At 54.1% G+C, this 13,373-nt stretch carries 9 protein-coding genes; 6 read left to right on the forward strand and 3 right to left on the reverse strand.

Features of this window, described 5'->3' with window-relative positions:
- Positions 1-200: 200 nt before the first annotated feature.
- The 6 genes from nanR (at position 201) to nanQ (ending at position 5,676) form a co-directional block, all read left to right on the forward strand.
- Positions 201-992 (forward strand): transcriptional regulator NanR, encoded by a 792-nt coding sequence (gene nanR, locus E0D98_RS15745; RefSeq protein WP_000523845.1) that lies wholly within the window; start codon positions 201-203, stop codon positions 990-992.
- Positions 993-1,113: 121 nt separating this feature from the next.
- Positions 1,114-2,007: an N-acetylneuraminate lyase gene (gene nanA / locus E0D98_RS15750; RefSeq protein ID WP_000224714.1), complete on the forward strand. Its 894-nt coding sequence runs from the start codon at positions 1,114-1,116 to the stop codon at positions 2,005-2,007.
- A 108-nt stretch (positions 2,008-2,115) separates the two neighbouring features.
- Complete coding sequence (gene nanT, locus E0D98_RS15755) at positions 2,116-3,606, forward strand: sialic acid transporter NanT (protein ID WP_000108473.1); 1,491 nt, start codon at positions 2,116-2,118, stop codon at positions 3,604-3,606.
- 47 nt (positions 3,607-3,653) lie between these two features.
- Complete coding sequence (locus E0D98_RS15760; protein ID WP_000054239.1) at positions 3,654-4,343, forward strand: N-acetylmannosamine-6-phosphate 2-epimerase; 690 nt, start codon at positions 3,654-3,656, stop codon at positions 4,341-4,343.
- Positions 4,340-5,215, forward strand: a complete 876-nt coding sequence (nanK, locus tag E0D98_RS15765; protein ID WP_000209003.1) for an N-acetylmannosamine kinase — start codon at positions 4,340-4,342, stop codon at positions 5,213-5,215. Before E0D98_RS15760 ends, nanK begins: the two co-directional genes overlap by 4 nt.
- On the forward strand, positions 5,212-5,676 hold the full coding sequence (gene nanQ / locus E0D98_RS15770; protein ID WP_000979882.1) for an N-acetylneuraminate anomerase: 465 nt from the start codon (positions 5,212-5,214) through the stop codon (positions 5,674-5,676). The genes nanK and nanQ overlap by 4 nt, the downstream gene beginning before the upstream one ends.
- A 59-nt stretch (positions 5,677-5,735) precedes the next feature.
- On the opposite strand, the gene E0D98_RS15775 is transcribed toward nanQ, so the two are convergent.
- The 3 genes from E0D98_RS15775 to gltB all read right to left on the reverse strand — a co-directional run bounded on the left by E0D98_RS15775 (position 5,736) and on the right by gltB (position 12,938).
- The gene (locus E0D98_RS15775; RefSeq protein ID WP_000445145.1) at positions 5,736-6,863 is read right to left on the reverse strand and encodes a PDDEXK nuclease domain-containing protein; all 1,128 of its coding nucleotides are present in this window, start codon (positions 6,861-6,863) and stop codon (positions 5,736-5,738) included.
- Between the two features lie 183 nt (positions 6,864-7,046).
- A complete protein-coding gene (gene gltD, locus E0D98_RS15780; RefSeq protein WP_000081674.1) occupies positions 7,047-8,465 on the reverse strand; it encodes a glutamate synthase subunit GltD in 1,419 nt (472 codons plus the stop codon).
- A gap of 12 nt (positions 8,466-8,477) precedes the next feature.
- Entirely contained in the window at positions 8,478-12,938 is a 4,461-nt protein-coding gene (gltB, locus tag E0D98_RS15785) for a glutamate synthase large subunit (RefSeq protein WP_001399436.1), read from the reverse strand.
- Positions 12,939-13,373: the final 435 nt, after the last annotated feature.

Consider the following 13,373-nt stretch of genomic DNA (forward strand, 5'->3'; position numbering starts at 1 on the left):
ATTCATAATGCTCGTGAATAGTCTTATAAATAATTCAAACGGGATGTTTTTATCTGCGTTACATTAATTTTTCGCAATAGTTAATTATTCCGTTAATTATGGTAATGATGAGGCACAAAGAGAAAAACCTGCCATTTTCCCCTACTTTCAATCCTGTGATAGGATGTCACTGATGATGTTAATCACACTGACCTTACAGAATGGGCCTTATGAACGCATTTGATTCGCAAACCGAAGATTCTTCACCTGCAATTGGTCGCAACTTGCGTAGCCGCCCGCTGGCGCGTAAAAAACTCTCCGAAATGGTGGAAGAAGAGCTGGAACAGATGATCCGCCGTCGTGAATTTGGCGAAGGTGAACAATTACCGTCTGAACGCGAACTGATGGCGTTCTTTAACGTCGGGCGTCCTTCTGTGCGCGAAGCGCTGGCAGCGTTAAAACGCAAAGGTCTGGTGCAAATCAACAACGGCGAACGTGCCCGCGTCTCACGTCCTTCTGCGGACACCATCATCGGCGAGCTTTCCGGCATGGCGAAAGATTTCCTTTCTCATCCTGGTGGGATTGCCCATTTCGAACAATTACGTCTGTTCTTTGAATCCAGCCTGGTGCGCTATGCGGCTGAACATGCCACCGATGAGCAAATCGATTTGCTGGCAAAAGCACTGGAAATCAACAGTCAGTCGCTGGATAACAACGCGGCATTCATTCGTTCAGACGTTGATTTCCACCGCGTGCTGGCGGAGATCCCCGGTAACCCAATCTTCATGGCGATCCACGTTGCCCTGCTCGACTGGCTTATTGCCGCACGCCCAACGGTTACCGATCAGGCACTGCACGAACATAACAACGTTAGTTATCAACAGCATATTGCGATCGTTGATGCGATCCGCCGTCATGATCCTGACGAAGCCGATCGTGCGTTGCAATCGCATCTCAACAGCGTCTCTGCTACCTGGCACGCTTTCGGTCAGACCACCAACAAAAAGAAATAATGCCACTTTAGTGAAGCAGATCGCATTATAAGCTTTCTGTATGGGGTGTTGCTTAATTGATCTGGTATAACAGGTATAAAGGTATATCGTTTATCAGACAAGCATCACTTCAGAGGTATTTATGGCAACGAATTTACGTGGCGTAATGGCTGCACTCCTGACTCCTTTTGATCAACAACAAGCACTGGATAAAGCGAGTCTGCGTCGCCTGGTTCAGTTCAATATTCAGCAGGGCATCGACGGTTTATACGTGGGTGGTTCGACCGGCGAGGCCTTTGTACAAAGCCTTTCCGAGCGTGAACAGGTACTGGAAATCGTCGCCGAAGAGGCGAAAGGTAAGATTAAACTCATCGCCCACGTCGGTTGCGTCAGCACCGCCGAAAGCCAACAACTTGCGGCATCGGCTAAACGTTATGGCTTCGATGCCGTCTCCGCCGTCACGCCGTTCTACTATCCTTTCAGCTTTGAAGAACACTGCGATCACTATCGGGCAATTATTGATTCGGCGGATGGTTTGCCGATGGTGGTGTACAACATTCCAGCCCTGAGTGGGGTAAAACTGACCCTGGATCAGATCAACACACTTGTTACATTGCCTGGCGTAGGTGCGCTGAAACAGACCTCTGGCGATCTCTATCAGATGGAGCAGATCCGTCGTGAACATCCTGATCTTGTGCTCTATAACGGTTACGACGAAATCTTCGCCTCTGGTCTGCTGGCGGGCGCTGATGGTGGTATCGGTAGTACCTACAACATCATGGGCTGGCGCTATCAGGGGATCGTTAAGGCGCTGAAAGAAGGCGATATCCAGACCGCGCAGAAACTGCAAACTGAATGCAATAAAGTCATTGATTTACTGATCAAAACGGGCGTATTCCGCGGCCTGAAAACTGTCCTCCATTATATGGATGTCGTTTCTGTGCCGCTGTGCCGCAAACCGTTTGGACCGGTAGATGAAAAATATCTGCCAGAACTGAAGGCGCTGGCCCAGCAGTTGATGCAAGAGCGCGGGTGAGTTGTTTCCCCTCGCTCGCCCCTACCGGGTGAGGGGAAATAAACGCATCTGTACCCTACAATTTTTATACCAAAGCGTGTGGGCATCGCCCACCGCGGGAGACTCACAATGAGTACTACAACCCAGAATATCCCGTGGTATCGCCATCTCAACCGTGCACAATGGCGCGCATTTTCCGCTGCCTGGTTGGGATATCTGCTTGACGGTTTTGATTTCGTTTTAATCGCCCTGGTACTCACCGAAGTACAGGGTGAATTCGGGCTGACGACGGTGCAGGCGGCAAGTCTGATCTCCGCAGCCTTTATCTCTCGCTGGTTCGGCGGCCTGATGCTCGGCGCTATGGGTGACCGCTACGGGCGTCGTCTGGCAATGGTCACCAGCATCGTTCTCTTCTCGGCCGGGACGCTGGCCTGCGGCTTTGCGCCAGGCTACATCACCATGTTTATCGCGCGTCTGGTCATCGGCATGGGGATGGCGGGTGAATACGGTTCCAGCGCCACCTATGTCATTGAAAGCTGGCCAAAACATCTGCGTAACAAAGCCAGTGGTTTTCTGATTTCAGGCTTCTCTGTGGGGGCCGTCGTTGCCGCTCAGGTCTATAGCCTGGTGGTTCCGGTCTGGGGCTGGCGTGCGCTGTTCTTTATCGGCATTTTGCCAATCATCTTTGCTCTCTGGCTGCGTAAAAACATCCCGGAAGCGGAAGACTGGAAAGAGAAACACGGGGGTAAAGCACCGGTACGCACAATGGTGGATATTCTCTACCGTGGTGAACATCGCATTGCCAATATCGTAATGACACTGGCGGCGGCTACTGCGCTGTGGTTCTGCTTCGCCGGTAACCTGCAAAATGCCGCGATCGTCGCTGTTCTTGGGCTGTTATGCGCCGCAATCTTTATCAGCTTTATGGTGCAGAGTACGGGCAAACGCTGGCCAACGGGCGTAATGCTGATGGTGGTCGTGTTGTTTGCTTTCCTCTACTCATGGCCGATTCAGGCGCTGCTGCCAACGTATCTGAAAACCGATCTGGCTTATGACCCGCATACTGTCGCCAATGTGCTGTTCTTTAGCGGCTTTGGGGCTGCGGTGGGGTGCTGTGTCGGCGGCTTCCTCGGTGACTGGCTGGGAACCCGCAAAGCCTACGTTTGTAGCCTGTTGGCCTCGCAGCTGTTGATTATTCCGGTATTTGCGATTGGCGGCGCAAACGTCTGGGTGCTCGGTCTGTTACTGTTCTTCCAGCAAATGCTTGGACAAGGGATCGCCGGGATCTTACCGAAACTGATTGGCGGTTATTTCGATACCGACCAGCGTGCAGCGGGCCTGGGCTTTACCTACAACGTTGGCGCATTGGGCGGCGCACTGGCCCCAATCATCGGCGCGTTGATCGCTCAACGTCTGGATCTGGGTACTGCGCTGGCATCGCTATCGTTCAGTCTGACATTTGTGGTGATCCTGCTGATTGGTCTGGATATGCCTTCCCGCGTTCAGCGTTGGCTGCGCCCGGAAGCATTGCGTACTCATGACGCTATCGACGGCAAACCATTTAGCGGTGCCGTGCCATTTGGCAGCGCCAAAAACGATTTAGTCAAAACCAAAAGTTAATCCTATTGCCCGGTCTATGTACCGGGCCTTTCGCTAAGGGAAGATGTATGTCGTTACTTGCACAACTGGATCAAAAAATCGCTGCTAACGGTGGCCTGATTGTCTCCTGCCAGCCGGTTCCGGACAGCCCGCTCGATAAACCCGAAATCGTCGCCGCCATGGCATTAGCGGCAGAACAGGCGGGCGCGGTTGCCATTCGCATTGAAGGTGTGGCAAATCTGCAAGCCACGCGTGCGGTGGTGAGCGTGCCGATTATTGGAATTGTGAAACGCGATCTGGAGGATTCTCCGGTACGCATCACGGCCTATATTGAAGATGTTGATGCGCTGGCGCAGGCGGGCGCGGACATTATCGCCATTGACGGCACCGACCGCCCGCGTCCGGTGCCTGTTGAAACGCTGCTGGCACGTATTCACCATCACGGTTTACTGGCGATGACCGACTGCTCAACGCCGGAAGACGGCCTGGCATGCCAAAAGCTGGGAGCCGAAATTATTGGCACTACGCTTTCTGGCTATACCACGCCTGAAACGCCAGAAGAGCCGGATCTGGCGCTGGTGAAAACGTTGAGCGACGCCGGATGTAGGGTGATTGCCGAAGGGCGTTACAACACGCCTGCTCAGGCGGCAGATGCGATGCGCCACGGCGCGTGGGCGGTGACGGTCGGTTCTGCCATTACGCGTCTTGAACACATTTGTCAGTGGTACAACACAGCGATGAAAAAGGCGGTGCTATGACCACGCTGGCGATTGATATCGGCGGTACTAAACTTGCCGCCGCGCTGATTGGCGCTGACGGGCAGATCCGCGATCGTCGTGAACTTCCTACGCCAGCCAGCCAGACACCAGAAGCCTTGCGTGATGCCTTATCCGCATTAGTCTCTCCGTTGCAAGCTCATGCGCAGCGGGTTGCCATCGCTTCAACCGGGATTATTCGCGACGGCAGCTTGCTGGCGCTGAATCCGCATAATCTTGGTGGATTGCTACACTTTCCGTTAGTCAAAACGCTGGAACAACTTACCGATTTGCCGACCATTGCCATTAACGACGCGCAGGCTGCAGCATGGGCGGAGTATCAGGCGCTGGAAGGCGATGTAACCGAGATGGTGTTTATCACCGTTTCCACTGGCGTCGGCGGCGGTGTAGTGAGCGGCGGCAAACTGCTTACCGGCCCTGGCGGTCTGGCGGGGCATATCGGGCATACGCTTGCCGATCCACACGGCCCGGTCTGTGGCTGTGGACGCACAGGTTGCGTGGAGGCGATTGCTTCTGGTCGCGGCATTGCGGCGGCAGCGCAGGGTGAACTGGCGGGCGCGGATGCGAGAACTATTTTCACACGCGCCGGGCAGGGCGACGAGCAGGCGCAGCAGCTGATTCACCGCTCCGCACGTACGCTTGCAAGGCTGATCGCTGATATTAAAGCCACAACTGATTGCCAGTGCGTGGTGGTCGGTGGCAGCGTTGGGCTGGCAGAAGGGTATCTGGCGCTGGTGGAAACGTATCTGGCGCAGGAGCCAGCGGCATTTCATGTTGATTTACTGGCGGCGCACTACCGCCACGATGCAGGTTTACTTGGGGCTGCGCTGTTGGCCCAGGGAGAAAAATTATGATGATGGGTGAAGTACAGTCATTACCGTCTGCTGGGTTACATCCTGCGTTACAGGACGCGTTAACGCTGGCATTAGCTGCCAGACCGCAAGAAAAAGCGCCGGGTCGTTACGAATTACAGGGCGACAATATCTTTATGAATGTCATGACGTTTAACACTCAATCGCCCGTCGAGAAAAAAGCGGAATTGCACGAGCAATACATTGATATCCAACTGTTATTAAACGGTGAGGAACGGATTCTGTTTGGCATGGCAGGCACTGCGCGCCAGTGTGAAGAGTTCCACCATGAGGATGATTATCAGCTTTGCAGCACCATTGATAACGAGCAAGCCATCATCTTAAAACCGGGAATGTTCGCCGTGTTTATGCCAGGTGAACCGCATAAACCAGGATGCGTTGTCGGCGAGCCTGGAGAGATTAAAAAGGTTGTGGTGAAGGTTAAGGCTGATTTAATGGCTTAAAACTTAGTTCGTTTTAAAGATTCTGCAGACACTGTCTGCAGAATTCGAAACCGCTGAAATTAACGGCGTCTATAGCCTTCCTCTAGCACCGCCTGTGTTCGAACGAGTTCATCTGCGAGTCGTTTCTCATCAGGTAGTTGCATCTTATATTCGCTTGCCAGAACGGTGTTAGGCAAACCTGCCAGAGCATAATGTGCTTCTCCGGCTCCTTTCTCTGCACAGAGAACCAGACCGATGGGCGGATTTTCATCCGGTAGCGTCCAGTGCTCTTTGGCGTAGTTGAGATACATATTCATCTGTCCGGCATCGCTATAGCTGAATTTGCCCACTTTTAGATCGACGATTAGTAGGCAGCGTAAACGGCGGTGGAAAAACAGCAGATCGACACGAAACCAGTTGTCATCAATGCGTAACCTTCGCTGCCGACCAACAAAGGCAAAATCATCCCCAAGTTCCAGCATGAAATCCATCAGGTGGTTGATCAGCACCTCCTCGAAATCAGATTCTGAATATTCATCTTTCAATTCCAGAAATTCGAGCACAAAGGGATCGCGTATCGCCTGTTGCGGAAGAATATGCGTCTCGGTAGGAGCGTGTTGTTGCAGCATGGCTGATTTGTCATGTGACAGTAGTGTTCGCTCATAAAATTGGGTCGCAATTTGCCGTTCTAGCTGGCGAACAGACCAGCCACAGCGGAGCGTCTCTTTTTCATAAAAGCTGCGGGCGTCAGCGTTTTTAACGGAAAGTAAACGGACGTAGGTGGACCAGGGCAGGGGGAAAGATTTGGCAGACAGCGTCTGCCAAATCTTTGCCGATGGGAATTCTGCAGATGGTGTCTGCGGAATTCCCAATGGTGTTAATTCGCCAGACACTGTCTGGCGAATTTCAACATGTTGAAAAAAGAGGTAAAAAAGCCTCATTTGGCGTAAGTTTTTTGCAGAGAACCCACGCTTATACCTTAGACTTAAATCCTTTGATAGTCGCTTGATTAGCTGCGCACCATACGCAGCCCTGGCCTCGCCACCTTGTTCAAATTCGACAATTCGTCGGCCAATTTCCCAGTATGTCGCGGTCATCAGCGCGTTAACGCTACGTACCGTTTCCGTCCGGGCGCTATCGACCAGATGAATAATACCGTCGTGGATTTGCTGGTAGCCTGTTGAGGTTCTCTCTGAGAGCGATTCCATTATCTGTCCCTTTATATGGCGCTGCGTTGAATAATGGAATCAGCTATACGCCGGGCATCTACCGGTAACAATCCAGATGAGCGTATTACATTGGTTTTCTTCAGATTATGCGAGGCGCTTTCCAGAAAGAAAGGAGAATTTCAGCGCCGACTCTTTTCTGAGGAGGCGGCGCTGGGACAGAGCTTAAACTTCCAGCCAGTTCATAATACCGTCTGCCGCCTTACGACCTTCGGCAATAGCGGTTACCACCAGATCGGAACCACGGACGATATCGCCGCCAGCAAAGATTTTCGGGTTGCTGGTCTGGAAGGCGTTGTCGCTGCCTTCCGGGGCGATGATGCGGCCTTGTGAATCCAGCTCGACGCTGTGTTTTGCCAGCCATTCCATGTTGTGTGGACGGAAACCAAACGCCATGATCACTGCATCTGCCGGAACGATATGTTCGGAACCTGCAACGATCTCCGCGCGGCGACGGCCTTTGGCATCCGGTTCGCCCATTTCGGTACGTACCATTTTTACGCCGCTGACTTTACCGTTACCGTTCACTTCAATCCCCAGTGGCTGGACGTTGAATTTGAACTCTACGCCTTCTTCCCGCGCGTTTTTCACTTCGCGGCGGGAACCCGGCATGTTCTCTTCATCACGACGATAGGCACAGGTAACGTGCTTCGCTCCCTGGCGCACGGACGTACGCACGCAGTCCATCGCAGTGTCGCCACCGCCAAGGACCACCACGCGTTTGCCTTCCATGCTGACGAACGGTTCGTCGCGGGTTTCACCAAAGCCCATTAACTGTTTGGTGTTGGCGATAAGGAACGGCAGCGCTGCGTACACGCCATCGGCGTCTTCGTTTTCCAGCCCGCCGCGCATTGACTGATAAGTCCCGACGCCAAGGAAGACGGCATCGTAATCACTCAGCAGATCGTCCAGCTGCACGTCGCGGCCCACTTCGGTATTGAGTTTGAATTCAATACCCATGCCGGTGAAGATTTCACGGCGACGCGTCATTACCTCTTTTTCCAGCTTGAAGGCCGGAATACCGAAGGTCAGCAGCCCGCCAATTTCTGGATGACGGTCGAAGACAACGGCTTTTACGCCGTTACGCGTCAGGACATCCGCACACGCCAGACCTGCCGGGCCTGCGCCGATAATCGCCACTTTTTTACCGGTTTGCTTCACGCCGGACATATCCGGACGCCAGCCCATTTCGAACGCTTTATCATTGATATAACGCTCAATGTTGCCGATGGTCACCGCGCCAAACTCATCGTTCAGAGTGCAGGAACCTTCGCACAGACGGTCTTGCGGGCAGACTCGTCCGCAAACTTCCGGCAGGGTGTTGGTCTGGTGCGACAGTTCCGCCGCTTCAAAAATACGCCCCTCGTTGGCGAGCTTCAGCCAGTTCGGGATGTAGTTGTGTACCGGACATTTCCACTCGCAGTATGGGTTGCCGCACGACAGGCAGCGGTCAGCCTGCGCTTTGGCCTGGCCTTCGGAAAACGGCTCGTAAATTTCAACAAACTCAATTTTGCGGATCTTCAGCGGTTTCTTTGGCGGATCAACGCGCTGCAGGTCGATAAATTGATAAACATTCTGACTCATTGTTGCTACCCCTTACTGCGCCTGCACGCGCAACTCTGCTGCGCTACGACTACGATGACCCAGCAGTGCTTTTACATCACTGGACTTCGGTTTAACCAGCGCAAATTTAGTGGCGAAGGTTGACCAGTTCGCCAGAATCTCTTCACCGCGCTGAGAGCCAGTATGCTGAACATGCTCGGTGATAAGACCGCGCAGATGCTCTTCATGGATCGCCAGATCGTCAACGCTTAAGACCTCGACCAGTTCCGGGTTAACGCGTTTGCGGAAATCACCGCTTTCATCGAGAACGTAAGCGAAGCCGCCGGTCATGCCCGCACCGAAGTTAACGCCGGTTTTACCCAGAATACAGACAATACCGCCCGTCATATATTCACAGCCGTTGTCGCCAATGCCTTCTACCACGGTGATAGCACCGGAGTTCCGCACGCCGAAACGTTCACCCGCGCGGCCTGCGGCATACAGACGACCACCGGTCGCGCCATACAGGCAGGTGTTGCCGATAATACTTGCTTCATGGCTGCGGAAGGCGGAACCAACCGGAGGACGAATGGCGATTAAGCCGCCCGCCATGCCTTTACCGACATAGTCGTTGGCATCCCCGGTCAGGTACAGTTCCACGCCGCCCGCGTTCCACACACCGAAACTCTGGCCTGCGGTGCCGTTGAAGTACGCTTTGATAGGATCGGCTGCCAGCCCCTGATCGCCGTGCGTCTGGGCGATATAGCCTGAAAGCGACGCGCCGACAGAACGGTCGGTGTTGCGAATATCGAACCAGAAGGTTTTGCTCTGGCGTTCATCGACAAACGGTTTCGCCTGTTGCAGCAACTGCGCGTTCAGCAGGCCGTTATCAAACGGTGGGTTGTTTTCGGTGCAGTAGAGTGCCTTACCTGGATGCGGTTCGGCGGTCTCCAGCAGCTTCGACAGCGCCAGTTTTTGCTGTTTGGCGGTGAAACCGTCCAGTTCTTTCAGCAGGTCGGTGCGACCAATCAGATCCACCAGACGCGTTACGCCCAGCTGTGCCATCAGCTCGCGGGTTTCACGGGCAATAAATTCAAAGTAATTGGTAACCTTGAACGGCAGGCCGTGATAGTGGTTCTTACGCAGTTTGTCATCCTGAGTTGCTACACCCGTTGCGCAGTTGTTCAGATGGCAAATACGTAGATATTTACAGCCGAGCGCCACCATCGGGCCAGTGCCGAAGCCGAAGCTTTCTGCGCCGAGAATCGCCGCTTTGATGATATCAACACCGGTTTTCAGGCCGCCATCGACCTGCAAACGGATCTTATGACGCAGACCATTGGCAACCAGCGCCTGCTGGGTTTCAACAAGCCCCAGCTCCCACGGGCAACCTGCGTATTTCACTGACGACAGCGGGCTTGCGCCGGTGCCACCGTCATAGCCTGCGATGGTGATTAAATCGGCATAAGCTTTTGCCACGCCAGTCGCGATGGTGCCTACGCCCGGTTCGGAAACCAGCTTCACGGAGATCATCGCTTTCGGGTTAACCTGCTTGAGGTCGAAAATGAGCTGCGCTAAGTCCTCGATAGAGTAGATATCGTGGTGCGGCGGCGGGGAGATCAGCGTCACTCCGGGCACCGAATAGCGCAGTTTGGCGATGTAAGGAGTGACTTTGTCGCCCGGCAACTGACCGCCTTCGCCCGGCTTCGCGCCCTGGGCGACTTTAATCTGAATGACGTCGGCATTGACCAGATACGCCGGAGTAACGCCGAAGCGACCAGAAGCCACCTGCTTGATGCGCGACACTTTGTTAGTGCCATAGCGCGCCGGGTCTTCGCCGCCTTCACCGGAGTTCGAGTTACCGCCGATGCTATTCATCGCTTCCGCCAGCGCCTCGTGGGCTTCCGGGCTTAACGCGCCGATAGACATCGCGGCGGTATCAAAGCGTTTAAACAGTTCGCTTGCCGGTTCAACATCAGCAATGTTGACCGCGTTTTCACCCGGCGTAATTGCCAGCAGATCGCGCAGCGTGGTTGCCGGACGCTCATTAACCAGCTTCGCGTATTCCTGATAGTCGCTGTACTCGCCGCTTTGTACCGCCTGTTGCAGCGTGCGCACCACGTCCGGGTTGTAAGCGTGGTATTCGCCGCCGTGGACGTATTTCAGCAGGCCGCCCTGGCTGATGGGCTTACGCGCCAGCCAGGCACGTTTCGACAGGTTCAGCAGATCCTGCTGGAAGTCTTCAAAGCTCGCCCCACCAATGCGGCTGACCGCCCCCTGGAAGCACAGGCCCACTACATCATCGTGCAGACCGACCGCTTCAAACAGTTTCGAGCAGCGGTAAGAGGCGATGGTGGAGATGCCCATTTTGGACATGATTTTGTACAAGCCTTTGTTGATGCCGTTACGGTAGTTGAGCATCACGGTACGATAATCTTTGGCAATCGCATGGGTGTCTACCAGGCGGCCCAGCGTTTCATAGGCAAGGTATGGATAAATAGCCGTCGCGCCGAAGCCCAGCAACACGGCGAAGTGGTGCGGATCGCGGGCGCTGGCGGTTTCGACGATGATGTTGGCATCGCAACGCAGGCTTTGATCGACCAGACGGGTCTGGATCGCGCCAACCGCCATCGGGGCTGGAACCGGCAGGCGATCTTTAGCGATATTCCGGTCGGAGAGCACCAGCAGTACGGTGCCGCTACGTACCATTTTTTCGGCTTTGTCGCACAGCTCTTTGACTGTCGCTTCGAGCGTGGTTTTAGTGACGTCAAAGGTGATATCCAGCGTATCTGCGCGGTAGTGCTCCTCTTTCATCGTCGTGAGCTGTTTGAAATCGGAGTAGAGCAGAATCGGCGATTTAAAGCTTAAACGGTGCGCCTGGCCCTCTGCTTCGCAAAAGACGTTCATTTCACGACCGATACTGGTGGCGAGCGACATAACATGCGCTTCACGCAGCGGGTCGATTGGCGGGTTAGTCACCTGGGCAAACTGCTGGCGGAAGTAGTCGTAAATAATGCGCGGCTGACTGGAGAGCACGGCGAATGGGGTATCATCGCCCATCGAACCGACCGCTTCCTGACCGTTTTCGCCCAGTACGCGAATTACGGAGTCCAGCTCTTCCGCGCTGTAGTTAAACTGTTTCTGGTAGCTGGCAAGCGTGTCGTCGTCCAGTTCGCGGCTACCCACTTCTTCATCGGGCAGATCTTCAAACGGTACCAGTCGGCGGACGTTTTTCTCCATCCACTCTTTATATGGATGGCGGCTTTTCAGATCGTCATCGGTTTCTGCCGAGTGCAGAATACGCCCACTGCGGGTGTCGATCACCATCAGTTCGCCTGGCCCGACGCGGCCTTTTTCGACCACTTCGTCAGGCTGATAATCCCAGATACCGACTTCAGAGGCGCAGGTGATGAGCTTATCTTTGGTGATGACGTAGCGCGCCGGACGCAGACCGTTACGGTCGAGGTTACAGGCGGCAAAACGACCGTCGGACATCACGATGCCCGCCGGGCCATCCCACGGCTCCATATGCATGGAGTTAAAGTCGAAGAAGGCACGCAGCTCCGGGTCCATATCCGGGTTGTTCTGCCAGGCGGGCGGCACTAACAGACGCATAGCGCGGATGATATCCATCCCGCCTGCCAGCAGCAGTTCCAGCATGTTATCCATCGAGCTGGAGTCAGAACCGGTTTCGTTGACGAATGGCGCTGCGTCGTGCAGATCAGGGATAAGCGGCGTCTGGAATTTATAGGTACGCGCACGCGCCCATTGGCGGTTACCGGTGATGGTGTTGATTTCACCGTTATGCGCCAGATAGCGGAACGGCTGCGCCAGCGGCCAGCGCGGTACGGTGTTAGTGGAGAAGCGCTGGTGGAACAGGCAGATGGCCGATTCCAGGCGCAGGTCCGCAAGATCCAGGTAAAAGCGCGGCAGATCCGCCGGCATACACAGACCTTTATAAATATTGACCAGATTCGACAGGCTACAGACGTAGAAGTCTTTGTCGGCTTCGAGACGCTTTTCGATGCGGCGGCGGGCGATAAATAGACGGCGTTCCATATCACGCGGACGCCAGCCTGCCGGGGCGTTCACAAAAATTTGCTCAATGCGTGGCAGAGAGGAGAGGGCGATTTCACCCAGCACGCCTTCGTTAGTGGGGACATCACGCCAGCCCACAATCGACAACGTTTCGCGTTGCAGCTCTTCTTCAACGGTGCGGCGTGCGGCAGCGGCGAGTTCAGAGTCTTTATTCAGGAAGATCATCCCGACAGCGTAGTTTTTGGCTAAACGCCAGCCGCGCTCCTGCGCAACGATGCGAAAAAAGCGATCCGGTTTTTGTAACAGCAAACCGCAACCGTCACCGGTTTTACCATCGGCGAGAATCGCGCCACGGTGCTGCATGCGGGCCAGTGCGTGTATTGCAGTACGCACTACCTTGTGGCTAGGTTCGCCTTCTATGTGGGCGATCAGGCCGAAACCACAGTTATCCCTCTCAAGGGATTTATCGTACAACATATCGTGAACCTCCCCCAGGCTCTGCGGGAACCCCACTTCCGAACCGCTGCGCACGGGCACAGAAAGAGCGTGGCGACGGGGTTTGCGTTTCATACGCGCGCCTCGCATTCGCCCCCTTGTTGTCCTTTTCGCATCGGTTAATACGGTGAAGAGGGGATCTCAATTACTGCATAAATATGATGAGCAGGTTGCTCATCCAGAAAGCTTCCAGCGGATTTCCAACTTATCGGGAAAGCTGATACAGGTCAAATGGCAAGCTTATTGGTACAGAAATGTGCTTTAGCGCAAAATTCTTTATTAATTTATTGAAATTAAATTAGATTTATTATTTAAGGTTAAAAGGGGAGTCGTTAAGGAAACAGCCAATTCCTGACTGACATAAAGGCGTGTTAACCCTTATCCTGCCTTGAACTGACGATAAAAGCAGTATTTTAT

It is taken from the genome of Escherichia sp. KCJ4928, assembly GCF_004352695.1.
Lineage (GTDB): Bacteria > Pseudomonadota > Gammaproteobacteria > Enterobacterales > Enterobacteriaceae > ECMA0423.

What these genes read in the sequence shown, in the direction of transcription:
- nanR (WP_000523845.1), top strand. Translation starts at nt 201, where the DNA reads ATGGGCCTTATGAACGCATTTGATTCGCAAACCGAAGATTCTTCACCT.
- nanA (WP_000224714.1), top strand. Translation starts at nt 1,114, where the DNA reads ATGGCAACGAATTTACGTGGCGTAATGGCTGCACTCCTGACTCCTTTT.
- nanT (WP_000108473.1), top strand. Translation starts at nt 2,116, where the DNA reads ATGAGTACTACAACCCAGAATATCCCGTGGTATCGCCATCTCAACCGT.
- E0D98_RS15760 (WP_000054239.1), top strand. Translation starts at nt 3,654, where the DNA reads ATGTCGTTACTTGCACAACTGGATCAAAAAATCGCTGCTAACGGTGGC.
- nanK (WP_000209003.1), top strand. Translation starts at nt 4,340, where the DNA reads ATGACCACGCTGGCGATTGATATCGGCGGTACTAAACTTGCCGCCGCG.
- nanQ (WP_000979882.1), top strand. Translation starts at nt 5,212, where the DNA reads ATGATGATGGGTGAAGTACAGTCATTACCGTCTGCTGGGTTACATCCT.
- E0D98_RS15775 (WP_000445145.1), bottom strand. Translation starts at nt 6,863, where the DNA reads ATGGAATCGCTCTCAGAGAGAACCTCAACAGGCTACCAGCAAATCCAC.
- gltD (WP_000081674.1), bottom strand. Translation starts at nt 8,465, where the DNA reads ATGAGTCAGAATGTTTATCAATTTATCGACCTGCAGCGCGTTGATCCG.
- gltB (WP_001399436.1), bottom strand. Translation starts at nt 12,938, where the DNA reads ATGTTGTACGATAAATCCCTTGAGAGGGATAACTGTGGTTTCGGCCTG.